This window comes from Novosphingobium sp. ES2-1 (assembly GCF_015169775.1).
Taxonomy (GTDB): Bacteria; Pseudomonadota; Alphaproteobacteria; order Sphingomonadales; family Sphingomonadaceae; genus Novosphingobium; species Novosphingobium subterraneum.
The window spans coordinates 183810-210006 of the sequence record NZ_CP063445.1; the positions used below are offsets into that span (position 1 = coordinate 183810).

General features: G+C 64.4%; 29 protein-coding genes and 1 tRNA gene. 10 read left to right on the plus strand and 20 right to left on the minus strand.

The features are described from left to right. Nucleotides 1-73: 73 nt before the first annotated feature. The 7 genes from IM701_RS00895 to IM701_RS00925 all read right to left on the minus strand — a co-directional run bounded on the left by IM701_RS00895 (nt 74) and on the right by IM701_RS00925 (nt 7304). The gene (locus IM701_RS00895) at nt 74-1039 is read right to left on the minus strand and encodes an RDD family protein (protein WP_193827501.1); all 966 of its coding nucleotides are present in this window, start codon (nt 1037-1039) and stop codon (nt 74-76) included. Beyond that, nucleotides 1039-2106 carry a stage II sporulation protein M gene (locus IM701_RS00900; protein WP_193827502.1) on the minus strand — a complete coding sequence of 356 codons (1068 nt, stop codon included), beginning with the start codon at nt 2104-2106 and terminating at the stop codon, nt 1039-1041. The genes IM701_RS00895 and IM701_RS00900 overlap by 1 nt, the downstream gene beginning before the upstream one ends. Beyond that, nucleotides 2103-3431 (minus strand): DUF58 domain-containing protein, encoded by a 1329-nt coding sequence (locus IM701_RS00905; protein WP_230487747.1) that lies wholly within the window; start codon nt 3429-3431, stop codon nt 2103-2105. The genes IM701_RS00900 and IM701_RS00905 overlap by 4 nt, the downstream gene beginning before the upstream one ends. Beyond that, nucleotides 3428-4384 (minus strand): MoxR family ATPase, encoded by a 957-nt coding sequence (locus IM701_RS00910; protein ID WP_193828298.1) that lies wholly within the window; start codon nt 4382-4384, stop codon nt 3428-3430. The genes IM701_RS00905 and IM701_RS00910 overlap by 4 nt, the downstream gene beginning before the upstream one ends. Before the next feature lie 17 nt (nt 4385-4401). Then, nucleotides 4402-5685 carry a DUF4350 domain-containing protein gene (locus IM701_RS00915; RefSeq protein ID WP_193827503.1) on the minus strand — a complete coding sequence of 428 codons (1284 nt, stop codon included), beginning with the start codon at nt 5683-5685 and terminating at the stop codon, nt 4402-4404. Next, on the minus strand, nt 5682-6347 hold the full coding sequence (locus tag IM701_RS00920; RefSeq protein ID WP_193827504.1) for a DUF4129 domain-containing protein: 666 nt from the start codon (nt 6345-6347) through the stop codon (nt 5682-5684). The genes IM701_RS00915 and IM701_RS00920 overlap by 4 nt, the downstream gene beginning before the upstream one ends. Nucleotides 6348-6410: 63 nt before the next feature. Continuing rightward, a complete protein-coding gene (locus IM701_RS00925) occupies nt 6411-7304 on the minus strand; it encodes a prephenate dehydratase (protein WP_193827505.1) in 894 nt (297 codons plus the stop codon). A 156-nt stretch (nt 7305-7460) separates the two neighbouring features. Here IM701_RS00925 and IM701_RS22205 point away from each other — a divergent pair, with 156 nt between their 5' ends. Further along, entirely contained in the window at nt 7461-8360 is a 900-nt protein-coding gene (locus IM701_RS22205) for a cytochrome c family protein (protein WP_193827506.1), read from the plus strand. Nucleotides 8361-8480: 120 nt separating this feature from the next. Further along, nucleotides 8481-8840 (plus strand): hypothetical protein, encoded by a 360-nt coding sequence (locus tag IM701_RS00935; protein WP_230487748.1) that lies wholly within the window; start codon nt 8481-8483, stop codon nt 8838-8840. 3 nt (nt 8841-8843) lie between these two features. On the opposite strand, the gene IM701_RS00940 is transcribed toward IM701_RS00935, so the two are convergent. The 3 genes from IM701_RS00940 to IM701_RS00950 form a co-directional block, all read right to left on the minus strand. Beyond that, entirely contained in the window at nt 8844-9284 is a 441-nt protein-coding gene (locus IM701_RS00940) for a surface-adhesin E family protein (protein ID WP_193827507.1), read from the minus strand. 99 nt (nt 9285-9383) lie between these two features. Further along, nucleotides 9384-10073 (minus strand): RlmE family RNA methyltransferase, encoded by a 690-nt coding sequence (locus tag IM701_RS00945; protein WP_062344314.1) that lies wholly within the window; start codon nt 10071-10073, stop codon nt 9384-9386. After that, a complete protein-coding gene (locus tag IM701_RS00950) occupies nt 10070-11386 on the minus strand; it encodes a Ppx/GppA phosphatase family protein (protein ID WP_039337042.1) in 1317 nt (438 codons plus the stop codon). The genes IM701_RS00945 and IM701_RS00950 overlap by 4 nt, the downstream gene beginning before the upstream one ends. 159 nt (nt 11387-11545) lie before the next feature. Here IM701_RS00950 and IM701_RS00955 point away from each other — a divergent pair. Further along, a tRNA-Gln gene (locus IM701_RS00955) sits at nt 11546-11619 on the plus strand. Here the strand turns inward: IM701_RS00955 and IM701_RS00960 are convergent. Next, nucleotides 11588-12631 (minus strand): transcriptional regulator, encoded by a 1044-nt coding sequence (locus tag IM701_RS00960; RefSeq protein ID WP_193827508.1) that lies wholly within the window; start codon nt 12629-12631, stop codon nt 11588-11590. The genes IM701_RS00955 and IM701_RS00960 overlap by 32 nt on opposite strands. Before the next feature lie 137 nt (nt 12632-12768). On the opposite strand from IM701_RS00960, the gene IM701_RS00965 reads away from it, so the two are divergent. The 3 genes from IM701_RS00965 (at nt 12769) to IM701_RS00975 (ending at nt 14816) form a co-directional block, all read left to right on the plus strand. Then, a complete protein-coding gene (locus IM701_RS00965) occupies nt 12769-13305 on the plus strand; it encodes a hypothetical protein (protein WP_193827509.1) in 537 nt (178 codons plus the stop codon). A gap of 113 nt (nt 13306-13418) precedes the next feature. Beyond that, nucleotides 13419-14297 (plus strand): LOG family protein, encoded by an 879-nt coding sequence (locus IM701_RS00970; RefSeq protein ID WP_039337048.1) that lies wholly within the window; start codon nt 13419-13421, stop codon nt 14295-14297. Nucleotides 14298-14300: 3 nt separating this feature from the next. Beyond that, nucleotides 14301-14816, plus strand: coding sequence for a GNAT family N-acetyltransferase (locus IM701_RS00975; RefSeq protein ID WP_193827510.1), 516 nt, complete (start codon nt 14301-14303; stop codon nt 14814-14816). Here IM701_RS00975 and thiD read toward each other — a convergent pair. From thiD to glmM, 3 genes are read right to left on the minus strand one after another with little or no spacing between them, the layout of a single operon-like run. Continuing rightward, nucleotides 14801-15547, minus strand: coding sequence for a bifunctional hydroxymethylpyrimidine kinase/phosphomethylpyrimidine kinase (gene thiD, locus IM701_RS00980; RefSeq protein WP_193827511.1), 747 nt, complete (start codon nt 15545-15547; stop codon nt 14801-14803). The genes IM701_RS00975 and thiD overlap by 16 nt on opposite strands. Beyond that, entirely contained in the window at nt 15544-15768 is a 225-nt protein-coding gene (locus IM701_RS00985) for a DUF1272 domain-containing protein (protein ID WP_039337056.1), read from the minus strand. Before IM701_RS00985 ends, thiD begins: the two co-directional genes overlap by 4 nt. After that, nucleotides 15768-17105, minus strand: a complete 1338-nt coding sequence (gene glmM / locus IM701_RS00990; protein WP_039337058.1) for a phosphoglucosamine mutase — start codon at nt 17103-17105, stop codon at nt 15768-15770. The genes IM701_RS00985 and glmM overlap by 1 nt, the downstream gene beginning before the upstream one ends. An 86-nt stretch (nt 17106-17191) precedes the next feature. On the opposite strand from glmM, the gene IM701_RS00995 reads away from it, so the two are divergent. Together IM701_RS00995 and IM701_RS01000 are read left to right on the plus strand one after the other, a co-directional pair. Further along, entirely contained in the window at nt 17192-18478 is a 1287-nt protein-coding gene (locus IM701_RS00995) for a dicarboxylate/amino acid:cation symporter (RefSeq protein ID WP_193827512.1), read from the plus strand. 115 nt (nt 18479-18593) lie between these two features. Further along, the gene (locus IM701_RS01000; RefSeq protein WP_193827513.1) at nt 18594-19208 is read left to right on the plus strand and encodes a superoxide dismutase; all 615 of its coding nucleotides are present in this window, start codon (nt 18594-18596) and stop codon (nt 19206-19208) included. On the opposite strand, the gene IM701_RS01005 is transcribed toward IM701_RS01000, so the two are convergent. The 3 genes from IM701_RS01005 to IM701_RS21770 all read right to left on the minus strand — a co-directional run bounded on the left by IM701_RS01005 (nt 19196) and on the right by IM701_RS21770 (nt 21387). Then, nucleotides 19196-20347 (minus strand): AI-2E family transporter, encoded by a 1152-nt coding sequence (locus IM701_RS01005; RefSeq protein ID WP_052242628.1) that lies wholly within the window; start codon nt 20345-20347, stop codon nt 19196-19198. The two genes, IM701_RS01000 and IM701_RS01005, sit on opposite strands and share 13 nt — an antisense overlap. A gap of 142 nt (nt 20348-20489) precedes the next feature. Next, nucleotides 20490-21125 (minus strand): sigma-70 family RNA polymerase sigma factor, encoded by a 636-nt coding sequence (locus IM701_RS01010; RefSeq protein WP_193827514.1) that lies wholly within the window; start codon nt 21123-21125, stop codon nt 20490-20492. Then, nucleotides 21118-21387, minus strand: coding sequence for a NepR family anti-sigma factor (locus tag IM701_RS21770; protein WP_156135854.1), 270 nt, complete (start codon nt 21385-21387; stop codon nt 21118-21120). The genes IM701_RS01010 and IM701_RS21770 overlap by 8 nt, the downstream gene beginning before the upstream one ends. 197 nt (nt 21388-21584) lie before the next feature. Between IM701_RS21770 and IM701_RS01020 the strand changes: the two genes are divergently transcribed. After that, nucleotides 21585-23255, plus strand: a complete 1671-nt coding sequence (locus IM701_RS01020; RefSeq protein WP_193827515.1) for a CHASE domain-containing protein — start codon at nt 21585-21587, stop codon at nt 23253-23255. A gap of 38 nt (nt 23256-23293) precedes the next feature. Here IM701_RS01020 and IM701_RS01025 read toward each other — a convergent pair whose 3' ends face one another. Both IM701_RS01025 and IM701_RS01030 read right to left on the minus strand, forming a co-directional pair. After that, nucleotides 23294-24088: a response regulator gene (locus IM701_RS01025; RefSeq protein ID WP_039337064.1), complete on the minus strand. Its 795-nt coding sequence runs from the start codon at nt 24086-24088 to the stop codon at nt 23294-23296. Nucleotides 24089-24174: 86 nt separating this feature from the next. Beyond that, nucleotides 24175-24576 (minus strand): response regulator, encoded by a 402-nt coding sequence (locus tag IM701_RS01030; protein WP_193827516.1) that lies wholly within the window; start codon nt 24574-24576, stop codon nt 24175-24177. 168 nt (nt 24577-24744) lie between these two features. On the opposite strand from IM701_RS01030, the gene IM701_RS01035 reads away from it, so the two are divergent. Continuing rightward, nucleotides 24745-25482: a Crp/Fnr family transcriptional regulator gene (locus IM701_RS01035; protein ID WP_193827517.1), complete on the plus strand. Its 738-nt coding sequence runs from the start codon at nt 24745-24747 to the stop codon at nt 25480-25482. 237 nt (nt 25483-25719) lie between these two features. On the opposite strand, the gene IM701_RS01040 is transcribed toward IM701_RS01035, so the two are convergent. Next, the gene (locus IM701_RS01040) at nt 25720-26175 is read right to left on the minus strand and encodes a response regulator (protein WP_062344339.1); all 456 of its coding nucleotides are present in this window, start codon (nt 26173-26175) and stop codon (nt 25720-25722) included. Between the last annotated feature and the right edge of the window lie 22 nt (nt 26176-26197).

Consider the following 26197-nt stretch of genomic DNA (forward strand, 5'->3'; position numbering starts at 1 on the left):
GAGCCGTGAATGGGTCGCCCCACCCAAGCACATCCGCACCACCGATCAGCGACGGGAGGCCGGGGGCTTGCGCTCAGGTGTGCTTGTCGGCCTTGCGACGCCCGAAGCGCATGCCGGTTTCAAGGCGTGCGCGCAGCTGGGCGTAATAGGCTTCGAGGAAAGCACGTTCGTCGCCCGCGCCTGCGTTCCAGCCGATCTTGCCGCAGATCGTGCGGGCCACATCACGCAGGGCTTCCTCGCGGTTCTCTCGCAGCACGCGCTCGAGTACCTGCAGTTCGTATTCTCCATAAACGGCAAGGTCGGCGTCGCTGAAGCGGTACTGCACGCCAGTGGCCTGCGACAGGCCGCGCGCACCTTCGCCAACCGATAGCGCCTGTTCCAGCTTGCGCCTGGGCGCTTCGACCACCCAGGTTCCCGCGATCAGGTCTCCGCACCGGAGCCTGTCGCGATTGAAGAACGGAAACAGCGCAAAGAGCAGGAACCAGACCAGGCCCGCCCAGGCCGCCATCTCGGTATCGCCGCCTTCGACCGAGGCGACGACGATGAAGATCGCAGGCATGAACAGTTCGATATCGCGCACGAGGTTGCGGGCGATAACCGCTTCGGTGGTCAACCGCGCGCCATCCTTGCCACGCGCGCGGGCGGCGACGCGGATGCCGGTGATACGCTTGCCCGGCGTGGCGCCGCGCGGGCCGAGTTCGAAGAACAGGAACCAGGCGTTGCGAAACAGGAACAGCGCGATGATCCAGACTACTACCAGCGCCTGCACCGCGCGCCCGGCGGGGCTGTCATCATCATTGAAGTTTATGCCCACTGCATTGGCGACATAGGCAATGAGCAGCGTGGCACCGATGATCGCGCCGACGATCATGGCCAGATCGAGGAAGAGTGCAGCGGCGCGTGCTCCGCGCGAGGCCAGGACGAATGGCAGCGCCACGCCTTCAGGGGTGACGACCATACGGCGGCGGCGGTCATGAAGCTCCTGCGGAGTACGGGGCGCGGACTTGGCGTCACGGCGGAAGGGCAGGCGTATCGCCATCAGCGGGCCTCACGCCGGAAGGCGAAGAAATAGCCGCTCCACAGCACCAGCATGAAGCCTCCCACGGTGAGGCGCGATGGGGTGGAGTCTATGAGCTGACGCCCGAAGCCTTCGAGCAGGGCGGCAAGGATCAGCATGAGGACCACGCCGGTCATGACCTGCGCGGCGCGGCGGCCGGCCGCAGCGGCGGCATCCATGACCGACATGTTGCCGGGGAAGGCCATGGCGCGTCCGATATGAATGCCGGCTGCGCCCGCCAGCAGGATCGCGAACAGCTCTGTCGTGCCGTGAATCGCGAGCCACCCGACAAAATCGAGCAGCAGGCGCTGTCCATGATATAGCCACAGCATCGCGCCAAGCAGTGCCGTGTTGTGAACCAGCAACAGCATGGTCGGCAGCCCGAAGGCGAAGCCCAGCGCAAAGCACATGATCGAGACTTGCGCGTTGTTGCTGAACAGGCCGGCGGCAAACACGCCCATCCCGCTCTGGTCCTGGTTGCCGAACAGCGTGCCGTGCAAGACTTCGCGGCTCGCCCCCGGCACGCGGACATCGGCCATGCCGCCAGGGACCAGCGAATAGTACCATTCGGGGTTCGACGCCACGAGCAGCCAGCCGACCGCAGTGCCCGCAACCATCAATGCGAGCGCGATCAGCAGATCGATGCCGAGCCCGCGCACGCTGGCGCTCCATCCGCCGCCGATGAAGCCGCGAAACCATGACCACAACGAGGCGCGCGGGCCATAGACGAGGAACCAGGCGCGCTGGGTCAGCGCTTCGAGATAGGCGACGAGCGCCGCGTCCAACGAGGTTTCGCGGGCGATCGAAAGGCTGGACGCGGCAGTGCGATAAAGAGCCGGAAGGGCGAGCAAGTCCTCATCCGAAACGCCGCGCGTGCGCCCGGCCTCCATGCGCTTGAGTACTGCTTCGAGGCGCTTCCAATCGGCTTCGCGTTCAAGCCGGAAGCGATCGGAACGCAGGGCGGCGTGTTCTGCCGCAACAGCGGCCTCTGTCGGCCGGGCGAACCAGTTGCCGATCTTCTGGGCAATTCCTGTGGTGACAGCGTTCATCCGATGCGTCCCTCGCGCTTGATCGCGAGATAGGAATCGAGCAGCCGCGTGCCGATCTGATCATGCGGCGCTTCGAGCACGCGCACACCGAGGTGGCGCAGGCGCTGGAGCACGATTGCGCGCTGCCTGGAAAGCGTAGTGGCGGTGACCGCTTCGGCGACAGATTGCATGTCGGTGACGGTGGCGGTTGCAAGGCCGGCGAGTTCGGCATCGGCCATGACCACGAACAGCACGAGGTGGCGCTCTACCAATCGGCCCACGTTCTCGACCATCAGCTCGGCGCTGGTGGGGTCGGAGAAATCAGAGAAGAGCACGATCAGCGAACGGCGCTGCAGCCGTGCGGCGAGCGTGGACAGGGCGAGCGTGAAGTTGGGCTCGCCGGGATGGTAATCAAGCTGGGCGGCGGCGCGCTGCAGGCGAGCGAAATCGCGGCTGTCGGTGACGAACGGGGTGGCAACTTCCGGGCGCGCAGCGAAGCCGAACAGCGCGACGCGATCTTGCGCCTTGAGTGCGACATAGGCGGTGGTGAGTGCGGCGGTGACGGCGCGGTCGATCCGGGGCAGGCCGTCGATCGGTTCGCACATCGCCTGTCCGCAATCGAACGCGAAGACGATCTGGTTGTTGCGCTCGACCTCGTATTCCTTGGCGAAAAGGCGGGCGTGGCGGGCCGAGCTTTTCCAGTCGATCCGGCGGCGGTCCATGCCCGGTTCGTACTCGGCAAGTGCTTCGAATTCAGTGCCCTCGCCACGGATACGCCGCGCGATCAGGCCGAACTGGGCATCGCGCAGGAATATCTGCAGTGCCGGGCTGCGTACCGGGGCGATGTTCGGCCAGACCCGCACTTCGGCCTCAAGATCGCGGGTGGCCTGGCGGTGGGCGAGGCCGAGCGGGCCGCTCCAGCGTAGCCACAGGCGGGTGAGCTGGCCGGTGCCGCGCCGGGTGGGGGCGATCGTGGTGCTGCCGCTCCATGCGCCGTCCGCGAAGGTGAGCGGCAGGGCAATACGGCCCCCCTCGGCAAGGCGAGGGTCGCAGGCAATTGCCACGTCGGGGCGGATGCCGTTGCGGACACGGGCGAGTGCGGCGACCACCGTCAGGGTGGCAGGTTCGCCGACCTCGCTATCGGACGGCGCGTGGATCTGTACGTCCTCGAGAGAGCCGGCGAAGAGGCCGTCGAGCAGGATCAGCACGAGCAGTGCGCCGCCCAGCGCAGGTGCGGCGATCCAGGCCGCAGGAGCGGCCGCGGCCAGGACCAGGGCCAGCGGGGCGAGGCCTGCAAAGAGCAGGACTGCACGGCCCGAGGGCAGGATGGCGGCAGGCTTGATCAACGGGGGGCTTCCGTGCCTTCTACCAGCGCAGCAACGATGGTCTCGACCTGCTTGCCTTCGATCTCGGCAGCGGGGCTGAGCATCAGGCGGTGGCGCAGGACGGCAGTGGCGAGCGCCTTGACGTCGTCGGGGATGACGTAATCACGACCATCGAGCGCGGCGCGTGCGCGGGCGGCCCCGGCCAGCAGCACGGCGGCGCGGGGGCTGGCTCCGACGACCAGATCGCCGCTTTCGCGCGTGGCGCGAACCAGGCGCACGATGTAGTCGACAATCGATTCAGCGAGCGTGATCGAGGCGATGGCGGACTGTGCGCGGCCAAGCTCTGCCGCAGTGGTCACGGAAACGACGCCGAGATCGGCAGGCTTGGGTGCGCCCTTGCCTTCGCCGTAGCGGGCAACGATGCGGGCTTCATCTTCGATCGAAGGATAACCGACGAGGAGCTTGAACAGGAAGCGGTCCAACTGGGCTTCGGGCAGCGGGTAGACGCCTTGGCTTTCGATCGGGTTCTGCGTGGCGACCACGGTAAAGCGTTCGGACAGGGCGTGGACCTCGCCGTCGAGGGTGACGCGGCGCTCCTGCATGGCTTCGAGCAGGGCGGCCTGCGTCTTGGGCGGGGTGCGGTTGATTTCGTCGGCCAGCAGCAGTTCGTGGAAGATGGGGCCGCGCGTGAGCGTGAACTGGCTGGTCTGGAAATTGAACAGGTTGGAGCCGAGGATGTCGCCAGGCATCAGATCGGGGGTGAACTGGATGCGCCCGAAATCAAGGCCGAGAGCGGCGGCAAAGGTCTGTGCGAGGAAGGTCTTGGCTGTGCCGGGAGGGCCTTCGAGCAGGACATGGCCGCCTGCGAACAGCGCGACGAGCAGGTGATCGAGCACCTCTTCCTGCCCCACGATCGCCTTGCCGACTTCGGCGCGGATCCGGCCGGATAGCGCGCCGAGCTCGGTCAGGGACATTTCGGAGGTCGTCTCGGTCACTTGAGGTGCCTTTCTATCTGCTGCAGCACTTGGGCGCGCTTCGTCAGTTCATGGGGCTTGCGGGCATCGCGCAAGTGGCGCGCGGCCTGGGAAAACGGTGGGCCGGCGATGGCCCGGCGGAGTTGCGCAGCGTCGATCAGGCGCTCGGTCTCCTGCGGGTCGAGGCCCTTGGGCAGGCCCAGCGCCAGCGCAATGCGTTCGCGCGTGGCATCGGCATAGGGCGCGGCGGCGAGGTGGACGCGGCCGGCGCGGCGGATGAGCCCCGCAGCGTTGGCGACCAGAGCGGCCTTGCCAAAGGCGATTTCCTGCCCCTGCACCAGCGCCGGTCCGAAGCGGTTGAGCGCGCGCCAGGCAATCGCCAGCGCGGCGAGGAAAAGGCAGATCGTGGCGGCAAGGAAAGGTGGCTCGAACGCGAGGGTCAGCAGATTGCGGCTGGCGCCGAAGCCGTTGAAGGTCATGTCGAAGACGATCGGCTGGCTGCGATCATCCGCCGTGGCGAGCACGAGATCGCGGGCAAGCATGGCGGTGTTGCGGTCGGCCAAGCCCCAGTTGTCGAGCAGATCGGGCTCGAACACGAGGACGACAGGGTACAGGTCCTCATCCTCGCCGCCGTAACCAGGGTCGATCCCGGCGAAATTGTTGAGCGCGGGATAGTAGCCATCGTCATCCAGAAACGCCGCGAGCGTCTTGCCTCTGCCGGTGGTGAGAAGGGGGACGAGGCCCTTGCCGGAACCGGTTTCGATCTGGCGATCGTCAGGGAACTTGCCGCGGCGGTCACCAAGCTTCCAGCCGCCCGCGGGTGGCGAATCTTCATCGCCGATCTCGACCGTGACGTTGTCGGCAAAGCCCTTCCATTCGGGCGCCTGCGTGCCGACCATCTGCACCCAGCCGCGCTTGGCGGCCTTGGCGTTGACGCCCATTGCCAGCCACTTGGGGGTGACGACGATCGTCGGGCCCCAGTAGCGGTGGGCATCGACGATCCTGGCGATCTCCTTGCCATCGGCATCGACTGGCGGGGTGAGGATGAGCAGGCCCGGTGCGTTTTCCAGCGCGCGGCGGTTGCGCTGGCGCTGGACGTCAAGGCCTTCGGCTTCGAGCATCCGCGCAAGGCCGGCATAGCCATTGAGGCCTTGCCCGCCGACATGTGCGCCGCCGTTGTTGCCGTTGCCGCCGGTGCCGTTGCCAAGGAACCAGAGCAGCGCGACGAAGGCGAGCGCGCCGACCAGCAGCATCCCGATCAGCGTGCCGCGCGAGAACGGGGTTGGTGCGGCATTGCTCATTGCGCAGCGACCGTCAGCGGCGCGATGGCAAAGCGCGAATAGGCTTCGCGCGCCGTGCTCCATTCGTCTGCCCCAAGGGGCCGCAGGGCATAGCGCGCGCGCTCGACCAGGCTGGCGATGGTGCCGAAGGCGGCGCGCGCTTCTCCGGGTAGCCCGGTGATCGTGCCGATTTCGCGCGCGGTGCTGGAGGGGGCCAGCCAATCGGGCCGGGCTCGGGCGATCTGGCCAACGCTGCGCTTGAGCAGGAGATGCGCGGCCTCGCCATAGAGGCCTTGCGCGGCAAGGCGGTCAGCGTCTTCGAGCAGGGCGAGCGCTTCTTCGCGCAGCGGCGCCCATTCAGGCTCTGCCACTCTCCGGTGGGTGCCACGTTCGCGCCACAGCGGCCAGAGCAGGCTCCATGCGATCCACAGCACGCCGAGCCCTGCGCCGACCAGCATCAGCATCTCGATCACGCTCCAGCTGCCGCCGAGCAGGCGTCCGAGCGGTGAGAGAAGCCATTCGAGGAAGCGGCCAAGCGCCTTGAGCCAGTCCGGCGTTACGGGAACGGGATCGGGCGGGACAGGTGCGAACTGGATATCGCCCGATTCGCGGATCGAGCGCCATGCAGCCTCGGCTGCGGCCGCATCATTTGCTGGTACTTTTGCCGAAGCCGGTGCCGTCACCCGCGCAACCTTGCACGGGGCAGGCGGCGGGGCAAGGGCAAGTCTTGAACGAAGCGGACCTGATTACTGCCCGCGAATGCGTTCCATCGGATAAGTCCCAAGTATTCGCAGGTTCTTGGCAAAGAAATCGAGCTCTTCGAGCGCGAGATCGACGGGGCGTTCACCCGGCGCACCGACGATATCGGCATAGAATTCGGTGGCGGCAAAGCTCGCGCCGCGCTGGTAGCTTTCCAGCTTGGTCATGTTGACACCGTTTGTCGCAAAGCCGCCCAGCGCCTTGTAAAGCGCAGCCGGGATGTTGCGCACTTCGAACACGAACGTGGTCATCGCCGGGCCGGAGATGGTGGTCGGATCGCGCGGGGTCCTGGACAGGATCACGAAGCGGGTGGTGTTGTCGTGCGCGTCCTCGACGTTGTCCTCGATCACCTTCAGGCCATAGAGTTCGGCGGCGATGCGCGGTGCAAGTGCGGCCACGGTCGGATCGCCCAGTTCGGCGATATAGGCAGCGGCCCCGGCGGTATCGGCATAGCTCATCGGCACGATGCCGCGGTCACGCAGATAGAATCGCGACTGGCCGAGCGCCTGCGGGTGACTGTATGCGGCGGTGAACGGACCATCGCCAAGCGCCATCAGGCTCGCATGGATCTCGAGGAAGTGTTCGCCGACAATCGAAAGACCGCTCTCGGGCAGCAGGAAGTGGATGTCGGCTACGCGCCCGTGCTGCGAATTCTCGATCGGAATGATCGCGTGGGCCGCGCGGCCTTCCTTGACCGCGTCGAGCGCGTCTTCGAACGAGAAGCATGGCAGCGGCAGGCAATCGGGCAAGGCCTCGAGCGCGGCGCGGTGGGAGTTGGCGCCCGGCGCCCCCTGGAACGAAACGGCGCGCGCAGGATCGGCGGCTGCAGCGGCAGCCATGTTCTCGACAAGGGCAAGCGCGGGGGCGGGATAGCTCTGCATGATGGCTCGCGCGTTAAGCCGCTCTGTTCTTTCGGGCAAGGGAGATCGAATTTGCGGCGCAAACCATCTTGCGCTGCCGCATGGCCCTGACTAGAGGGACCCCGAACTCGCGCGGGTGTCGGCAAGGTGCTGACGTTGCGCCTATGGGGCTCGTAAATGGACGATCGTTTCAATACCATCGCCGGATGGACCTTGTTCGGGGGCATCGTGGCTCTGGGGCTCTCCAGCCTGTCGGCGCACTACTTCCTGGCCGACAAGGAGCACCGTCCGGAAAAGATGGGCTACGCGATCGAGGGCGTCGTCGAAGAAGGTGCCGAGGGTGGCGGGGCGGCTGAGCTGCCGCTGGCGAATCTCCTCGCTGCTGGTGACGTTGCCAAGGGCGAAGCCGTTTTTGCCAAGTGCAAGGCCTGCCACACCGCCGAGCAGGGCGGCGCAAGCGGCATCGGTCCGAACCTCTATGGCATCGTCGGCAAGCCTGTGGGCAAGCACGCTGCCGGATTCGCCTACTCGGCAGATCTGGCTGCCAAGGGCGGCAACTGGGATTTCGCCACGCTTGATGCCTGGTTGAAGAACCCCAAGGCCTTTGCCGCCGGCACCAAGATGTCGTTCGCCGGTCTGGCCAAGGGTGAAGACCGCGCAAACGTGATTCTCTATCTCAACTCGCTCGGCTCGAACCTGCCGCTGCCTGCGCCTGAAGCCGTTCCGGCTGCTGGTGCTGCGCCTGCCGAAGGTGCTGCCGTTGCTCTGGTTGGCGATGCCGCCAAGGGCGAGGCCGTCTTTGCCAAGTGCAAGGCTTGCCACACCATCGATCAGGGCGGTGCCAACGGCATTGGTCCCAACCTGTTCGGCACGGTTGGTGCGCCGGTGGCCGGTCATGCCGGATTTGCCTATTCCGATGCTCTCAAGGGCAAGGGCGGCACCTGGGACGATGGCACGCTCGATGCCTGGCTGAAGAACCCCAAGGCCTTTGCCGCCGGCACCAAGATGACCTTCGCCGGCATTGCTGACGATCAGCAGCGTGCGGACGTGATCGCCTACCTGAAGTCGAAGAAGTAAGCTTCGCTTTCAGACGAGATTCAGAAGGGCGTCCGGAGCGATCCGGGCGCCTTTTTACTGTCTTCGGTACCTATTGCGTTTGCGCATGAACCGCGCAGAGTTGCGCTTTGGGAGAACCCCATGCGCCTGTTTACCGCCTTGCCGCTTCTGCTCGTCATGACTCCGGCTGGTGCTGCGGAACCTCCCGCCGCGGTACAGGGCAACTGGACCGTTGATCTGTCTGCCAATCCGGACGAGCCTTACACAAAACCGATGGTGCTACAGCTGCAGGCCGATGGCACGGTCAAGGGCAGCTTCTACGAGAGCGAAATACTGGCAGGACGCTGGAAGACCGACCGCGCGCGGACTTGCGTGAGCTTTCGCACCACCGATGACGCCGGGCCCTATCACACGGCGGCGTGCCTGGTGGGCGATCACATAGAGGGCCAGACCTGGGCGGAGCATCGCAGCTTCCTGTTCAACTGGAACGCGAAGCGCTGACCGTCAGAGGTGGCAGGCCTCGGCCATGATCGCTGCATTGAGCGTCTCTGGCTCAACCGGGGCGTACTGATCGGCACTGTCGGCTGCAACGGCGTTGCGGGACAGGATCTCGCCGGACGTCGCGTAGTCCGTTGCCGCGGCGATAAGCACGCGCTTCGCGGCGCAGTCATAGCGGAACAGGATGATCTTGCGACCGGTGTCCAGGCCCGCGGCGGGGGCGAAATCGAAACCTGCCCAGACCTGACGGACGGCGAAGCTGCGAGCGGCGCTGGGCGGCAGTTCGCGGACTGATTCGGGACGCACGAGCACTTCGGTGCGGTCCTCGGCCACGCCGATGACCTTCCAGTCGGCAGACCACCCTCTTGCTGCAATGTCTTCTGCCATTGCCCCGCCGGAGAAGCCGAGGAAGGCGAGAGGGAGCAGCAGGCTGCGGATGGAGGTCATCGGGTGGCTCCGGAGTGCTTCGGTTAAGGTGCTGATAACCATGCCCGCCAGGCGCGCCCAGCTAGGGGTTTGTCCTGAGTCCCGCGATGCGACAGCAGGCTAGTTGTCGGTTAACGCAGGCTCGCCCGCACGGCCCTTGAACCCTTGGGCAATCACGTACCACTCCGAGGAATCCTTGCGGCTCGAGGGGGGCTTGGCGTGCTTTACAGTCGTGAAGTTCTTCTTGAGGATCTTGAGGAGTTCGCCATCGGTGCCGCCGGCAAAGACCTTGGCGACGAACGCCCCGCCGGGGGCCAGGGTCTGGACGGCAAAGTCTACAGCCGTCTCGACCAGGCCCATCGTGCGCAGGTGGTCGGTCTGCTTGTGGCCAACGGTGTTGGCGGCCATGTCGGAGATCACGAGATCTGGGGGACCATCCAGCGCACCTTGCAGAGCTTCCGGCGCCTCATCGGCCATGAAGTCCATCTGGAAGATGGTCACGCCCTCGATCGGATCCGTGGGTAGGAGATCGATGCCAACGATCTTTGCCGCCGGCGATTTCTTGCGCACGACCTGGCTCCACCCGCCAGGCGCGATGCCGAGATCGACGACACGCTTCGAGCCTTTGAGCAGGCCGAACTTCTCATCGAGATCGATCAGCTTGAATGCCGCGCGGCTGCGCCAGCCTTCGGCCTTGGCCTGCTTCACGTAAGGGTCGTTGAGCTGGCGCGACAGCCAGCGCACCGATGAGGCCGAGCGGCCCTTGGCGCTCTTGAGCCGCTCATTGGGATTCTTTCCGGAACGACTCATGCTGCTTCCGTTTTCCTGGGCCCGCGCGGATCGGCGCCGGTGGCCATGAGGCTGCGCAGGATGCCTTCGCGAATGCCGCGATCGGCAATGCCAAGGCGCTCTGCCGGCCAGATGTCGAGGATCGATTCGAGGATGGCGCACCCGGCAACGACGAGGTCCGAGCGTTCGCGGCCGATGCAGGGCACGGCAATGCGCTCCGCCGGGGTCATCGTTGACAGACGGCGCGAGATGTCGCGCATGGAATCGGCCGGCACGATCAGGCCGTCGACTGCGCGGCGATCATACTGCGGCAGTTCGAGATGGAGTGATGCCAGCGTGGTGACGGTGCCGCTGGTGCCCAGCAGGCGGATGCTGCGCTCGCCCTGCGCTGCGTGCCGGATCGGCGTTACGCGGGCGGTGAAATCGGAAAAACCTTCGTCCACACGGCGGCGCATCTCGGCATAGGCGACCGCGCGGGCATGCGGATCGTCGGCAATCGCGCCGATGCTCTCGGTCAAAGAGACGACGCCCCATGGCACCGACTGCCAATCGAGGATGCGGGGCACGGTTTCGCCGGTTTCCACCAGCACCATCTCCGTCGACCCGCCGCCGATGTCGAAGATCATCGCCGGGCCGTTGCCCTGTTCGAGCAGAATGTGGCAGCCGAGCACGGCGAGGCGTGCCTCTTCCTGCGCGGTGATGATATTCAGGTGGATGCCGGTTTCGTTGCGAACGCGATCGATGAATGCCTGGCCGTTGCTCGCACGGCGGCAGGCTTCGGTGGCGACCGAGCGGGCAAGATGCACGTTTCGCTTGCGCAGCTTGTCGGCACAGACGTGCAGGGCGCCAAGCGCGCGGTCCATGGCCTCGTCGGAAAGGCGCCCGGTCTGGGCCAGTCCCTCGCCCAGGCGGACCACGCGGCTGAAGGCGTCGATCACCACGAAATGCTCGCCCGAGGGCCTCGCGATCAGGAGGCGGCAGTTATTGGTGCCAAGGTCGATCGCGGCATAGGCCTGGCGGTGATGGGGCAGCGGTTTCTGCCAGGTGCTTGCACCCTTCTGCCAAGTGCTTGCACGCTCAAACGCGGGCGGTGCGGGAGATTCCGCCACCACAGCCGGAGTTGCCGCGGCGATAGCCTCGTGCGTGCCGCCACCGCGTGCTGCGGGCGGACTGGTCTTGCCGGCCGACTTGGGTGGGACACCGCTCCCGGTCTTGCCGCGCGGCCGACGGGGCTTTTTCCTTTGCCCCTTCTTGCCGCCTGCCGTCTTGCCGTTGGCCGGCTGGCCGTCCGGTCGCGCGCCTTGCCCATTTGCCGGCGGAATGGAACCCGCCATGAATCGTATTCGCTTATGTTTTCCCGCGCCGCCTGATGCAGGCCGGGTACTTGATGCCAATGCTAGCGATGTGCCGCCCCGCCCGCAAGACCGGCACCAAAAATGCCCATTGAACCGCTTGACTTGGGCGCACTCGCCCCCTAGTTGCGCGCCTCACACTGCCCCGTCGTCTAATGGTAAGACTACGGATTCTGATTCCGTCTATCGAGGTTCGAATCCTCGCGGGGCATCCAGCTTTCCAGACTTTCTACCTGCCATGAGCAGCCCCCAGGTGATCGCCAAGACGAAAACCTGCGCCTCGATGACCGCGGAGAGCCCCCGTGCAGTCGTTGTAAGCCCCTGTTCGCCAAGCAGGTTGCCAATCCTGTCGACATCGAGCTGCATGCCCGCAACTCCCAGCTCGAGAGCCTGGAGTGAGCCTGCCAGCAGAACTCCGCCGGAAAGGTAGATCAGGAGGCCCGCCGTCCCTCCCGCGCACAGTGCGGCGGCAAGCACGACACGTCGGCTTTGGCCGGTGCACGCGGCCCACGAGGCCAGACCTGCCGCAGAGCCAAGAATTGCGCCCTCAAAAGGTCCGGTGACGTAAAGGTCCGATACGCCGGACAGCAACCCCACGCCTTCCCGGCCCAAGAGGTTGCCCAGAGCGCCAGTCGCGAGGCCGCCCAGTGCGGCGCCGGCAACGATCAACCAATCGGCATTCTGGCGCCAAGCCACGGTGGCAGCCATTCCCGCGCCCAGACCTGCACCGGCGAGAAGACCGAGGACACCGATCATCGCGGACAGAACAAGCACCTGACCGCCACCGCCAGTCCCCGCGATGATGCCATAGCACAGCCCGGCGGCGGCTCCGGCCACGAGTCCCGACAAAGTGCAGGCCGCGGCGATACGCGACGCTCGCGCCATTGGTTCGGCAGCATCCGCTTGCTGCGGCATCGCAGCAATGAAGCGGTAGCCGTGTTTCGGCACTGTCTGAATGAAGCGGGGATTGGCCGCATTGTCTCCCAGCGCGCGGCGCAGGGTGCGGATACATTGTGTCAGCGCCTCGTCTGTAACCGGGATGCCCTGCCAGACCTCGTCCATGAAGCTGTCCTTGCTCACCAGTTCGCCCCGCCGCGCGACCAGCAGCGCGAGCGCATCGAAGTAGCGGCTGCCGAGCTCGACCGGTTTTCCGTGTTGCAGCAACTGCCGGTTCTCGCAGTCGAGCTCGAAGTCCCCGAAGCGCAGAATCTGTGCGTGTCTTCCCATTGCGTCCGGGTCTGCTGCCATACCGGAGCATTGGCAAGCGCTTGGCGTGTTGTCAGCAATTGCTCATCTTTTCCTCATGCCTTTCAGACCGCGCCGCCTCATCAATCGCCGCCATAAATGCGCAAGGAGGCTCGATCATGACCAACGCCCATACTTCGAAGACTGCCAATGGCTGGCGAATTGCCGGATGGGGCAGCCTCCTGGCACTGCTCCTCCTTCCCGTCCTTGCGATGCAACTGACCCCGGAGGTGAATTGGACTGCCGGGGACTTCGTGTTCGCCGCACTGCTGCTAGGCTTCATCGGCGCCGTATGCGAACTTGCGGCCAGATATGCTCAGGCAGGAACACAGCGCGCGGGTTACATCCTCGCCGGTGTTGCAGCCTTCCTTACCGTCTGGTCAAACGCTGCCGTTGGCATCATTGGCGACGACAATTCCGTCAACACGCTCTTCTTCCTCATGGTTGTTGTCGGGATGGCGGTGGCGGTGGCTTGTCGGTTCCGCCCCCACGCCATGCGCTGGATAGCGTTGTGCCTCGCCGCAGGCCAGTATGCCGCCGGTGTCGTCGCCCTCAACCAGATGCCGGGGCACGCTGTCGAATGGGGCGTCCTGACGTTCTTTGCCTTGCTGTGGCTTGCAGTCGCCTGGTGCCATCATCGCGCTGAACTGGCCTAGCACCGCCGCATACAGCTTGCGGGGCCCACCAGCGCGCACTGGCGTGTGCGGCAATCTTTCCTTGCACGGTTCGGGGGTTGCGCTTTCCGGCATGGTGACCGACCTATGCAGGCATGACTGAAGAAGAAAAGCAGCACGAGCTGACCAAGCGCAAGTTCTACAAGGCCGAGCAGGAAGCCGGTTTCGTCGAGAACCACCCCAAGACCACCCCCCAGCAGCAGGACCCGGCCTACCGGCTGGCCTTCCGTGACACCGACTTCCTCCTGCGCGAGGAATTGCGACCGGTGCGGTTCCAGCTGGAACTGCTCAAGACCGAGATGCTGCTCGACGAAGCGGACATCGGATCGACGCTGGTTGTCTATGGGTCTGCGCGCATCCCTTCGCCCGACATGGTCGAAGCGGCGCTCGCGACGGCGACCACGCCCGAGCGCAAGGCGGTGATCGAGAGCCTTGTTGCCAAGGCCAAGTACTACGAAGAAGCGCGTAAGCTGGCCTTCACCGCCAGCAAGTGCGGGCTGGTGGAAGACGGCAAGCGCCAGTTCGTGATCTGCTCGGGCGGCGGGCCATCGATCATGGAAGCGGCCAATCGCGGGGCGCACGATGCTGGCGCCGAATCGATCGGGCTGAACATCGTCCTGCCGCACGAGCAGGCACCGAACAGCTATGTCACGCCGCACCTCTCGTTCCAGTTCCACTACTTCGCGCTGCGGAAGATGCACTTCCTGCTGCGGGCGCGGGCGGTGGCGGTGTTCCCGGGAGGCTTCGGCACTTTCGATGAGTTCTTCGAACTGCTGACCCTGATCCAGACCGGCAAGATGAAGCCGATTCCGATCCTGCTGTTCGGCGGTGATTACTGGAACCGCGTGGTGAACTTCCGTGCGCTTGCCGAGGAAGGCGTGATCAACTTCGAGGACCTGGAGCTGTTCATTCCGGTGGAGACAGCCGAGGAAGCCTGGGACCACATCGTCAAGTTCTACGATCTGGACTGCTGACCGATGATCCGGACCGCGCGGCTGCTGTTGCGACCCGTGCGCCCGCAGGAGGACCTTGCGGCGATGCACGCGATCATGCGGCAGCCGCGTGCCATGGCCTACTGGTCCACACCGCCGCACGACAGCGAGGCCGTGACAGCGGAATGGCTTGGCAACATGGCGGACATCCCTGACCTGGAGGGTGAGGATTTCATCGTCGAGCATCAGGGCCGCGTCATCGGCAAGGCGGGATTCTACCGCTTCCCCGACCTCGGCTACATGTTCGACCCGGACGTCTGGGGGCAGGGCTTCGCACGTGAGGCGGTGGGCATGGTGATCGCGCGCGGCTTTACCGTCCATCACCTGCCGCGCATCCTTGCCGACGTCGATCCGCGCAACAAGGCTTCCATCCGGCTGCTCGAACGGCTCGGTTTTGCCGAGACACACCGCGCGGCGCGGACGTGGCTGGTCGGCGAGGAGTGGTGCGACAGCGTCTACTTCGCGCTAACGCGCGAGGATTGGGATCAGCGCACCGCCTGATGGCCGAGCGGGCCGTGGCCAGCGCCGAAGCCGGGCGCGGCCAGCAGGGCAGCGCGGACGAATTCTCTGGCGTCTTCCACCGCCTCTTCGAGCGACGCGCCGCTGACGAGCAGCGTGGCGATGGCGCTCGACATCGTGCAGCCGGTGCCGTGGGTGTGGCGCGTTTCGATGCGCGGTGCGGTCCAGACGCGCTCGGACTGCCCTGGAATGACCAGGCGGTCGATCACTTCGGGACCGTCGGCGTCCCCGCCCTTGGCGATATAGGCAATGCCCCGCCCCTGCATCGCGGCATCGCCACCAAGCGCTGCGAGCTCAGGTACGTTCGGCGTTGTCAGCGTGGCGAGCGCCATCAGTCGTTCGAAGGCAGCAATTGTAGCTGCGTCAGCGAGCGCTGCACCGCTGGTGGAGATCATCACCGGGTCAAACACGATGGGCACGGACAGGCATTCGAGCCGGTCTGCTACCACGGTCGCAATCTGGGGTGAGCCGAGCATGCCGATCTTCACCGCATCTACGCCCAGATCGTTGAGGCAGGCGTCGATCTGCGCGGCGACCATGGCGGGATCGACCGGGAGGACGGCATGGACGCCGGTGGTGTCCTGCGCGGTCAGGGCGCAGATCGCGGTCATCGCATAGCCGCCAAGCATGGTGATCGTCTTGATATCGGCCTGAATGCCGGCGCCGCCGCCGGAATCCGAGCCTGCGATCGACAGGACGCGGGGTGGCCTCATCCCTTGAACTTGCGCTCCGTCGAGGGCGGGTGCTTGGCGTGGAGCGCCTTCGCCCGCGTCGGGCGGTCCATAAGTTCACCGCCGCAGTTGGGGCAGCGATCGTCGAGCTCTTCGGCGCATTCGGCGCACCACGTGCATTCGAACGAGCAGATGAAGGCGCCGGGGGCTTCGGCCGGAAGATCCGCGCCGCAGCGTTCGCAATCGGGGCGCATTTCCAGCATCAGGCAGCCTTCCTGACGGCATCGCAGATCTGGTCGACCACAGCCTCGACTTCGCCGGCGTCGTCACCCTCGGCCATCACGCGAATGACCGGTTCGGTGCCGGATGGACGGATGACGAGGCGGCCCTTGCCGATCAGGCGCGCCTCGGCATCAGCGATCGCCTGCTTCACCGTCTTGTCGTCCAAGGGCTTGCCGCCAGCAAAGCGCACGTTCTTCAGCAATTGCGGGACCGGGTCGAACTGATGCAGCAGCTCGCTGGCCGGCTTGCCGCTTTCGACCAGCGCGGCCAGCACCTGCAGGGCCGCGACCGTGCCGTCACCAGTGGTGGCGTGATCGGTCAGGATCATGTGGCCGGACTGCTCGCCACCGACATTGAACCCGCCTTCGCGCATGCGTTCGAGCACGTAGCGGTCCCCCACTGCGGTGCGTTCGAGTGTCAGGCCCTTGCCATTGAGGCAGCGTTCGAGGCCGAGGTTGGACATGACAGTGGCCACCACGCCGCCGCCGCGCAGCTCTCCACGCGCGGCAAGCTGGGTGCCGATCAGTGCCATGATCTGGTCGCCGTCGACCGTCTGGCTTTTCTCGTCGACCACGATCAGGCGATCGGCGTCGCCGTCGAGGGCAATGCCGATATCGGCCCGCACTTCGCGAACCTTGGCCTTGATCGCATCAAGATGGGTGGAGCCGACCCCGGCATTGATGTTCTTGCCGTTGGGCTCGACGCCCATGGCGATGACTTCCGCGCCGAGTTCCCACAGCGCCGAGGGCGTGACGTGGTAGGCTGCGCCGTTTGCGCAATCGATCACGATGCGCAGGCCATCGAGCCGCACGTTGTCAGGCAAGCTGGCCTTGACCGCATGGATATAGCGGCCGCGCGCATCCTCGATACGACGGGCGCGCCCGACTTGCGTGGCGTCGGCGAGGGCAAGATCCTGGGCCAGCATGGCTTCGATGCTGAGTTCAGCATCGTCCGAAAGCTTGAAGCCGTCCGGCCCGAACAGCTTGATGCCGTTGTCCTCGAAAGGGTTGTGGCTGGCCGAGATCATCACGCCAAGGTCCGCCCGCATCGAGCGGGTGAGCATGGCGACTGCGGGCGTCGGCATCGGTCCGAGCAGGACGACATCCATGCCAACCGAAGTGAACCCGGCGACCATTGCGCTTTCCATCATGTAGCCGGACAGGCGCGTGTCCTTGCCGATCACGACGCGATGGCGGTGGTCGCCGCGCTGGAAGTACGTGCCTGCCGCCTGCCCGACCTTCATTGCGGTCGCGGCGGTCATCACTCCGGCGTTGGTCCGGCCCCGGATGCCATCGGTGCCGAAGAACTTGCGTGCCATGAAACGGCGTTTCCCTCTTTTTCGTGCGCCCGATCCCGGGCGGCATGCGTTGCCTTGCCGTGCAACCTAGCTAGAGTTGTCTCAAGATGACCTTACCGCCTTCTGAAAATTCGTCCATCACGCAACCGCCGATCCCGACGATCCGCGCAGGCTGGATCTTTGCCGCGCTTGTCGGAGGGCTTGCGTTGGGCCTTTCCCTGGCGTTTCTTGACCCGGCGCTGCTTGATCCCGTGCTGGTCGTGGCACAACCTGTCGGTACGCTGTGGCTGAACGCCTTGCGCGCTACGATCGTGCCGCTCGTGGTTTCGCTGCTGTTCACCGGCATCGCGCAGACGGTGGCCGCAGCGCGTGCGGGGGCGCTGGCAAGACGGGCACTGCTGTTCTTCTTCGCGATCTTAGCCGGCGGAAGTGCAATGGCGGGACTGCTGATCCCGGCGATCCTTTCCGTTTTCCCGATGCCGACCGCCGCCGCAGCAGCCTTGCGGGCCAGCGTTGCGCAGATTCACGACAAGGCGACCGTGCCCGGCTTTGGCGCCTTCCTGCAATCGCTGGTGCCGACCAACGTGCTGCAATCGGCTGCCACGGACCAGATCCTGCCGGTCATCCTGTTTACCGCCGTGTTCGGCCTTGCCGCCACGCGCCTTGCCGAAACGCAACGGCGGTCGCTCGCGACATTCTTCGAGGCCGTCGCCAATGCGATGCTGGTGGTGATCGGCTGGGTGCTTCTGGCCGCTCCCCTCGGCGTGTTCTGCCTCAGCCTTTCGGTTGCGGCGCAGAGCGGGACTTCGGCCATCGGCGCGCTGGCGCACTACGTTGTGGTAGTGACGTCGGCCGGCACCGTGATCTTCCTTATGGCCTATGCCGTTGCCGTGTTCGGCGCGCGTCTGCGGCTGGGCGAGTTCGCCCGCGCTGTGCTGCCGGCGCAGGCTCTAGCACTTTCGACGCAGTCCTCTCTCGCAACGCTTCCCGCAATGTTGACGGTTTGCCGCAAGCTGGGCGTTCGGGACCAGACTTCAGACCTTGTGATGCCACTTGCCGTGGCGCTGTTCCGCGCGACCGGGCCAGCGATGAACTTCGCTGTCGCCATCTACGTTGCGCATTGGTTCGGCATGCCGATCACGCCTTCGATGCTGGTTGCGGGCTTCGTGGTGGCAACGCTGACGACACTGGGCGCGGTCAGCCTGCCCGGCGCAATCAGCTTCGTGACCTCGATCGGCCCCATCTCCATCGCGATGGGCATACCGGTGGAGCCACTCGCCATCCTGGTTGCCGTGGAAGTCCTGCCCGACCTCATGCGCACGCTCGGCAACGTGACGATGGACGTCGCGGTGACGGCGGCGGTCGACCGCGCACACGGTGAACCTGCGCGATAAGTGCAACTGCTGTTTCGATAATTTCAACGACCTTGGGGCGGGACGACTTCGCAACCAACGACTACCTCGCGCGTTGGTCTGCGACGCAGATTTCCAAGCAAGGACGTTGACTATCATGGCGATTACACTTCCCCCGCTTCCCTATGCCGATACCGCACTCGAGCCGAGCATCTCGGCGACGACGCTGCAGACGCACCACGGCAAGCATCACAAGGCCTACGTCGACAAGACCAATGCCGCGATCGAGGGCACGGACCTGGCGGACAAGAGCCTCGAGGAAGTCGTCGCCGCTGCCGAGGCAAAGGGCGACAAGGGCCTGTTCAACAATGCTGCGCAGAGCTGGAACCACGCCTTCTACTGGAATAGCCTGACACCGACCTCGTCCGAGCCGACCGGCGATCTTGCTGCAGCGATCGAAGGCAGCTTGGGCTCGCTCGACCGCCTGCGCGAGGAACTGGCGTCACAGGGCGCGGCACACTTTGCCTCGGGCTGGGTCTGGCTCGTGGCCCGCGGCGACAAGCTGGCTGTCGAACAGACGCATGACGCGGCGACCTTTGCCACCGGCGATGCCAAGCCGCTGCTGGTCATCGACCTGTGGGAGCACGCCTACTACCTCGACCACAAGAACCTGCGCCCCGAATATCTCAAGGCGGTGATCGAAAAGCATCTGAACTGGGAGTTTGCCGCCGAGAACCTCGGCCGCGATGGCACCTGGACCTATCCGGCCTGATTCGCATCCGCTTGCCCGTCCTCGTCGATACCGGCGAGGCGGGCAGGTTCGAAAAGAGCCTCGCCAAACAGGAAGCCGACGAGGTTCGGCCTGCCGATGTGATCAAGCAGCGCGGCGATGGTCAGCAGGATCGGGACCGAAAGCAGTGCGCCGAGCACGCCCCAGATCCACGAAAAGTAGCTGATCGACAGCAGGATCGCGACGGGATTGAGGGTGAAGCGCGCGCCGAGAATCGACGGGGTCAGCACATTCGATTCGATAGCGTGGAGCACCAGGTAGGCAAGAACCGGCACCAGACCCACCGCCACGCTGCTGGCCGTGCCGAGCCCCACCAGAGCCAGCAGTCCCATCATCACCAGTGGTCCCAGGTAGGGCAGAAAATTGAGCACGAAGGCAAGGCCGCCCCACATGACCGGCGCGGCGAGGCCAAAGCCCCATGCCCCCAGCGCCACGACGACGCCGACGCCGAAGTTCACCTGTGCCACGGTAAGGATGTAGCTCGCGACACGCTCCTGCACATCGCGCAGGACCCGTGCGAGGCGGACCGAGGCGTTGAAGGAATGGCGATCCAGCAGGATGCGTCGCTTCATGCGAATGCGCGATTCGATCATGAAGAAGGTCATCAGCAGGGTAAGCAGGGTTTCCAGGATCACGCTCGGCGTGGCAAAGGCGACCTGTTCGATCACTGACGGACTGGCGACAACCACTTCGCGTGTGGCCGAATGCCCGGTGATCCGGGCAAGCTGCCGGTTCACATCGGCGATCCATGAAAGGTTTCCGCGAAGCTCGGCAAACCGTCCGGCAACCTGCCGGGCCAGGGCCGGGACCTGATCCACCATCACGAACGCGGGCTGCAGGATCAGCAGTAGCGCCATCAACACGACTGCGATCAGCGCGCAGATCGCGATGAAGGATGCCAGCATGTTTGGCAGGCCCAGACGGGTCAGTCGGTCGGCAAGCGGCGACATGACGATCGTGAAGATCATCGCCGTCACCGGAGGGAGAAAGACCACCGACCCGATGGAGAGCACGAACGGCAAGGCAAGGAACAGCCCCAGCCCCAGCAAAAGGACAATGGCCGATTGCAGCCGTGCACGACGATCCGCCGGATCGTCGACGTCCAGCGGTCTTTCCAGCATTTCTGACGGCTGTTGATTCACGCAAACGGGCCTGACGGAGGTTTCAGTGTTCCATCCACCGTTGTCAGGCGCTGATCAATAGCCTTGGCAGGAGGCCGCGTGAATTTGCAGGGGAGTGTTGCTGCTCCGACAGAGCAGTCCGTCAGGACTGGCTGCCGGCGAGTACGGTATGATCGAGTTCGCTCATGATTGCCGAGTGGGCCACCGCATCATCAGTGCTGCGGCGCGGGATTTGCCCATTCTCGATCATTTGCGACAGTGCTGCGCGGGCGCGACCAACGCGGCTCTTGATTGTACCCACGGCACAACCGCAAATCTGGGCGGCTTCCTCGTAACTGAAGCCGCCTGCGCCCACCAGCAGCAATGCCTCGCGCCGTTCGGGCGGAAGCGTGAGCAAGGCACGGTGCATGTCCGAAAGGTGCATGGGCCCCTCCTGCGCGGCGGGGGCGACCAGAATCCGTTCAGCTACGGTTTCATCATAGTCGGCGCGGAAGCGGTTCCGGCGCATGTCGGTCAGGTAGGCATTGCGAAGGATCACGAAAGTCCATGCACGCATCGAGGTGCCGGGCTCGAACCGCTCCTGCGCGGCCCAGGCCTTGAGCAGCGTTTCCTGTACCAGGTCGTCAGCCAGATCCGGCCTGCCGCAAAGACCGCGAGCAAACGCGCGAAGGTGAGGGATGACGCCGGTCAGTTCGCGTTTGAACGTGACCGGATCGCTGGCGGGGCGAGGCGTCTTGTCGATGTCAGCACCGGCAGCCTTTGGAGCAGCTTCAGCCATTGGACGGATCGTCCAGCTTGTTCAGCAGATCGGCAAAGGTGTCTGGCAGAGGTTCATCGAGTACGGAATCGTAAAGGCGCTTGAGCCCATCTGCCCATTCGGGCGGGCGCGGTTTTCCGCCTTTGCGGCGCTGCTGACCCGGATTCATTGGTTGTTCTTTCGACATTCGCTCTGTCAACGCCTCCCCCTCCAGGGATAAATCCAAAGTGTGACCGCAACGGCGCGGCAGATGCGCATTTCTGAATGCATCGCGCCCGTCCACTGAATTGCTTTCATCAGAAAGCGATCAAGGTAAACGGCAAAGCACGCGACGCGAGGTTTTGATGTGGAACGATATTGGCTCCTGTCGGTTCCCGACCTGATGCTTGCAGCGAAATTTTCGCTTCGCGGGCGTTTGGCTGTATCGGGGGAAGCGGGTTTTTTGGTGAAACCTGCAATGGAAGGGACAACGGGCGCGCGATGGAGAAATTGCTTGCCCAGAAAAAGCTGACGCCCAGATGGTACGAGCGCTTTCCCCGCGCCCTGCCCGTCGGTATTTTTGGCCTTACCATGGCAGTCACGGTCATCAGCGTCGCAGCCATCGAAACTGCCGAAGATCGTCGCCAAACCGCCACCACGGCGCAACTTGCCCAGTCCGTCGCGTCCGGTCTGGAGCGGCGGTCCAACGCCAATGCCGCCTATCTGCGTTCAAGTGCAGCGTTGTTCGCGACACAGCAGATGGTCGAGGCACCGCTGTTCCGTACCTTTATCCGCCAACTGCATCTTGATGGCCGATATGTCGGATCCGATGGGATCGGCTGGGCGATGAAGGTTAACAGCGCCGATATACCGACGGTTGAAGCAATCATGCAGAACGGAGGGGTGAGCGATTTTGCGATCAGGCCCAAGCCCGATGCCGAACGTCCGTTCGTAGTCCCGGTGATGTTCCTCGAGCCCGATACCCCGCGCAATCGACGTGCGATCGGATTCGACATGTTTTCCGAAGCGGCGCGCCGCGCGGCGATGAAATCGGCCGAGCGGACCGGCCAGCCCACGGCGTCGGGTGCTGTGGTGCTGCAGCAGGAAGGCAAGGAGACGCGCAAGCCGGGGTTCCTCGTCTACATGCCGGTGTATACCCTGAACACCGATCCCAACCCCCGCACGCTGCGCGGATACGTCTACTCTCCCTACAATGCGCAGCGCTTCCTGGAATCTTCTGTCGATGCCAGCCACCTCGGGGGTGCGGGCGTGCGACTCTTTGATGAAGATGCATCCGGCAGGACGCTCATGGCGGAAGTCGCCCCGAGCGGAGCCTCCGGACGGATCATCCGTCAGGCGCTCGACATCGCCGGGCATCGCTTCGTTCTGGAGATCGAGGCACCGACAACGCCGATGCTTTCGATAATGTCGGTCATGTCGCTGCTGTTCGGCCTGCTCGTTGCAACTTTGCTTCTGGTCCTCGCCCGTCTGCTGACCCAGCAGGCCGTGGAAGACCGCATCGCCCTGGCCTGGTTCGAGCAGCAGTCCTCGATCCGCAACTCGTTGACGCGCGAACTCAACCATCGCGTCAAGAACACTTTGGCCAACGTGCTTTCGATCATCTCGCTGACGCGTCGCCGTGCGACGAGCCTGCCGGAATTTGCCGACAGCCTGGAAATGCGCATTCGCGCGCTGTCGGCAACTCACGATTTGCTGACTCAGTCCGATTGGGGAACGACGCCGGTCATGGCTGTCGTAAGGGCCGAACTCGCGCCCTATGCGCAAGATGCCCAACGCCATCTCGTTATCTCAGGCCCTGACGTGGAACTCGCGCCGAACGATGCCTTGTCGCTGGGGCTTGCCATCCACGAACTGGCCACAAACGCGGCAAAGTACGGGGCGTTAAGTGTCGAGACCGGGCAAGTGTCGGTCACATGGGATATGGCCGGCGAGAACCTGGCGCGCATCGAATGGGTCGAGCGGGGAGGTCCGGCGATCGACACCACCGTTCGCCGCAAGCGCGGTTTCGGCACAGAACTGGTAGAGAAGATCGTTGCGCACGAATTGCGCAATCCTGTCGACCTGAAGTTCGAGGCCGAAGGCGTGCGCTGCAGCCTGCTCATTCCGGTCAGACGGCGCGGCGATTTCGCCATACGACAAGGGCGCGGCTGACACCGCGCCCTTGGCCTGGTCACTCGGCCAAAAGCCTTTCAGAGCGGACGACTTGATCCGAAGAACAGCGCCTGGCTGATCGCGGTGCGCACGGTCTGCTCCTGGAAGGGCTTGGTGATGAGGTAGGTCGGCTCCGGACGATCGCCGGTAAGCAGGCGCTCGGGATAGGCGGTAATGAAAATGACCGGCACGGACCCGATGCGCAGGATGTCGTCCACGGCGTCAAGGCCCGAGCTGCCATCGGCCAACTGGATGTCGGCAAGCACCAGGCCGGGCTGTTCGCGCTGGACGATCTCAAGCGCCTGGGTGCGTGTAGCCGCCATGCCGCAGACATCGTGGCCGAGCGAGCGGACGAGGTCCTCGAGCTGCATCGAGATGAGCGGCTCGTCCTCGATGATGAGAACCGACGTGGCAGATTCGCGGTCGATCTCGGCAACGGCATCCTGAACGAGCAGTTCGACATCAGCCGGCTCGCGACCCATGATGAAGGCTGCTTCTTCGATGCTGAAGTCTTCCAGCGTGGTCAGCAGCAAGGCCTGGCGATTGGCGGGCGTCATGGCCGCAAGCCGTTCCTGCGCAGCGGCTTCATGATCCCCGAGCAAGCCGCTCGACCGGTCCACCGTGTCGACATAGGCCGTCGACCACACCCGGTTGAACGCATGATAGAGCTGCGGACGCCCTTCGCCGATCATCGCACGCAGGGAGTCGTCAGCAAGCGCCGCTTCCAGAGTTGCGCGCACGAACGAATCGCCCGCGCTCTGGCTTCCCGTCAATGCGCGCGCGTAGCGGCGCAGATAAGGGAGTTGATTGGCAACCTTGGCACCCAGAGTCATTCGCACCCCTTCCCGGATAGTAACGTGCGATCAAACGCACCATAACGTCATCCGGTTCCCGATCGGGAACAAGAGGAAAAATGCGCTTACCCCGCCCGCGATGCGGGCAGCGTCTGCAATGTGGTAACGACCCAATCGGCAAGAAGGTCCGGCGAAGTGGGTTTGCGGAACTGGATGGCAAATCCGTGGCTTTCCGGCACCGATCCGGAATCCAGCCCGGAAGTGATGGCCACTGCGCAGCCCGCTTCATACAGGCGCGATGCAAGTTCCAGCGAGTTGCCGTCGGGAAGCTGCAGATCCAGCAACGCGACTGCCGGCAGGCCTCTCGCCACAAGGTCCGTTGCCGCTTCAATGGTGGAGGCAACAGCCACCGTAAGTCCGCGTTCCATCAAGGAATCTTCGATGGCCATGGCTACGAGAAGGCTGTCTTCGACAACGAGGACAAGATCCTGACCGTGTCTGACGGCAGCTTCGTTTTTCGGTTCCATGCGGGAACCCTAAGGCACATCACGGGAACAAACCCTGTCTTTTGACATAGCAGGTCCAGCGGACTGATGATGAAAGGCTTGGGTATGGGCAGGGACGATGCAGACTACGGCGCCGGGCGGGAAGTCGGCGCAATGGTGCAGGATCAAGGTGGAGGAGGGGGGTACTTGATGCTGAACGGAGGACAGCCGTGCCTGGCGTGCCCGCTTGCTGATTGCGAGGCTTTGCATCAGCCCCCGGCAGATGTCCGCCAGTGGATTGCCGCGTTCCGCCACGGTGAAATGCGCTTCACCCGTGGCGAGCAGGTTTTTGCACAGGGGACGCGGCCGACGTTCCTCTATACCGTACTCTCGGGGGTCCTCATGCGGACACGCCTGCTTGAGGATGGCCGGCGCCAGATCATCAATTTCATGTTCCCGGGTGACTTTCTCGGGCTGCAGGCGGCACTCGATGCGGAAATGAGCCACACTGTCGAGGCGCTGACCAATGCCACCTTGTGCACTTTCGTACGCGAGAAGTTCTTCGATCTGGTTGCCCAGCAGCCAAGACTGTCGTTTGACCTGACCTGGCTTGCGGCCCACGAGGAAGCGGCGCTGGAGGAACACCTCGTCTCGCTCGGCCAGCGCAACGCGCGCGAGCGGATGGCAGCTCTGGCCGTGTTTCTCGTCCAGCGCGGCATCGATACAGGAATTGCGCTGGGCGGTGTCCTTACGCTGACGGTTACGCAGGGGCAGATTGCCGATATGCTGGGGCTGTCGCTGGTGCATACCAACCGCACCTTGCAGACTCTCAGGCGCATGGGGCTGGTCGACTGGACCCTTTCGACCATCAGCGTTCCCGATATTGCCGCGGCAAAAGCCTACGCAAAGATCGATGGCAGCACATTTTCTTCGCGGCCTTATATCTAAGCGTTGATTTAAAAGGATAAAAATTTTTCGAGAGCTTGGAACCGCCTTCAGGGACGCTCGTTTAGGGTATGTCACCGCCGAGACCCCCCCTCCCGTCCAAGCGGCTGGTGATACGATCCCGAAAGGTCCCCGATGGAAACGTCGGGGACCTTTTTTTGGTTGATCGGCCCCGGCTGCGCTCCCCGCGCGGCTGGGGCTTTCGTTTCCGAGGGTTGGGAGGAATTCGCTCAACCGGACTTATTGGCCAGCAAGGGCGCTCCGGATACGGCCCAGAATGCCACGTGGCCGTTCCTGCTGTATCAAGGATACCAGTGCGGCAGTGCTGAAGGGCTTGGGCAGGACGCGGCCAAGCCCTGCGGCTGTATCGGGGATGGCTTCAGGCGTCGCGGTGGTGAAGATGATCAGCGGCGAGTTCTCGCCCAGTTGAATGGCCAGTTCTGCCAAGGCCCAGCCATCGCCCCTGTCTGCAAGGTGCACGTCGAGGACCAGGATCGATGGAACGTACTGTTCGAGCTGCGCCATTGCCTCCGCAACGCTGGCGCAAGTCGTTACCGGTGCTGCACCCGCTTCGCCAAGAGCGTCGGCGATGTCCATGGCAACCAGGCCATCGTCTTCCACAACCAGAGCAGGACCAAGCGCACGGCCAGACTTGCGTCGCGCCGTCTTCTTGTTGTCCTGTGTCGTAGTCGGCACCGCCTGTCGCACCCTGATCTGA

Bases quoted from the DNA above. Each gene is read 5' to 3' on its own strand.
- IM701_RS00895 (WP_193827501.1), bottom strand. From the start codon at position 1,039: ATGGCGATACGCCTGCCCTTCCGCCGTGACGCCAAGTCCGCGCCCCGT.
- IM701_RS00900 (WP_193827502.1), bottom strand. From the start codon at position 2,106: ATGAACGCTGTCACCACAGGAATTGCCCAGAAGATCGGCAACTGGTTC.
- IM701_RS00910 (WP_193828298.1), bottom strand. From the start codon at position 4,384: ATGTCCCTGACCGAGCTCGGCGCGCTATCCGGCCGGATCCGCGCCGAA.
- IM701_RS00915 (WP_193827503.1), bottom strand. From the start codon at position 5,685: ATGAGCAATGCCGCACCAACCCCGTTCTCGCGCGGCACGCTGATCGGG.
- IM701_RS00925 (WP_193827505.1), bottom strand. From the start codon at position 7,304: ATGCAGAGCTATCCCGCCCCCGCGCTTGCCCTTGTCGAGAACATGGCT.
- IM701_RS22205 (WP_193827506.1), top strand. From the start codon at position 7,461: ATGGACGATCGTTTCAATACCATCGCCGGATGGACCTTGTTCGGGGGC.
- IM701_RS00935 (WP_230487748.1), top strand. From the start codon at position 8,481: ATGCGCCTGTTTACCGCCTTGCCGCTTCTGCTCGTCATGACTCCGGCT.
- IM701_RS00940 (WP_193827507.1), bottom strand. From the start codon at position 9,284: ATGACCTCCATCCGCAGCCTGCTGCTCCCTCTCGCCTTCCTCGGCTTC.
- IM701_RS00945 (WP_062344314.1), bottom strand. From the start codon at position 10,073: ATGAGTCGTTCCGGAAAGAATCCCAATGAGCGGCTCAAGAGCGCCAAG.
- IM701_RS00950 (WP_039337042.1), bottom strand. From the start codon at position 11,386: ATGGCGGGTTCCATTCCGCCGGCAAATGGGCAAGGCGCGCGACCGGAC.
- IM701_RS00960 (WP_193827508.1), bottom strand. From the start codon at position 12,631: ATGGGAAGACACGCACAGATTCTGCGCTTCGGGGACTTCGAGCTCGAC.
- IM701_RS00965 (WP_193827509.1), top strand. From the start codon at position 12,769: ATGACCAACGCCCATACTTCGAAGACTGCCAATGGCTGGCGAATTGCC.
- IM701_RS00970 (WP_039337048.1), top strand. From the start codon at position 13,419: ATGACTGAAGAAGAAAAGCAGCACGAGCTGACCAAGCGCAAGTTCTAC.
- IM701_RS00975 (WP_193827510.1), top strand. From the start codon at position 14,301: ATGATCCGGACCGCGCGGCTGCTGTTGCGACCCGTGCGCCCGCAGGAG.
- thiD (WP_193827511.1), bottom strand. From the start codon at position 15,547: ATGAGGCCACCCCGCGTCCTGTCGATCGCAGGCTCGGATTCCGGCGGC.
- IM701_RS00985 (WP_039337056.1), bottom strand. From the start codon at position 15,768: ATGCTGGAAATGCGCCCCGATTGCGAACGCTGCGGCGCGGATCTTCCG.
- glmM (WP_039337058.1), bottom strand. From the start codon at position 17,105: ATGGCACGCAAGTTCTTCGGCACCGATGGCATCCGGGGCCGGACCAAC.
- IM701_RS00995 (WP_193827512.1), top strand. From the start codon at position 17,192: ATGACCTTACCGCCTTCTGAAAATTCGTCCATCACGCAACCGCCGATC.
- IM701_RS01000 (WP_193827513.1), top strand. From the start codon at position 18,594: ATGGCGATTACACTTCCCCCGCTTCCCTATGCCGATACCGCACTCGAG.
- IM701_RS01005 (WP_052242628.1), bottom strand. From the start codon at position 20,347: ATGCTGGAAAGACCGCTGGACGTCGACGATCCGGCGGATCGTCGTGCA.
- IM701_RS01010 (WP_193827514.1), bottom strand. From the start codon at position 21,125: ATGGCTGAAGCTGCTCCAAAGGCTGCCGGTGCTGACATCGACAAGACG.
- IM701_RS01020 (WP_193827515.1), top strand. From the start codon at position 21,585: ATGGAGAAATTGCTTGCCCAGAAAAAGCTGACGCCCAGATGGTACGAG.
- IM701_RS01025 (WP_039337064.1), bottom strand. From the start codon at position 24,088: ATGACTCTGGGTGCCAAGGTTGCCAATCAACTCCCTTATCTGCGCCGC.
- IM701_RS01030 (WP_193827516.1), bottom strand. From the start codon at position 24,576: ATGGAACCGAAAAACGAAGCTGCCGTCAGACACGGTCAGGATCTTGTC.
- IM701_RS01035 (WP_193827517.1), top strand. From the start codon at position 24,745: ATGCTGAACGGAGGACAGCCGTGCCTGGCGTGCCCGCTTGCTGATTGC.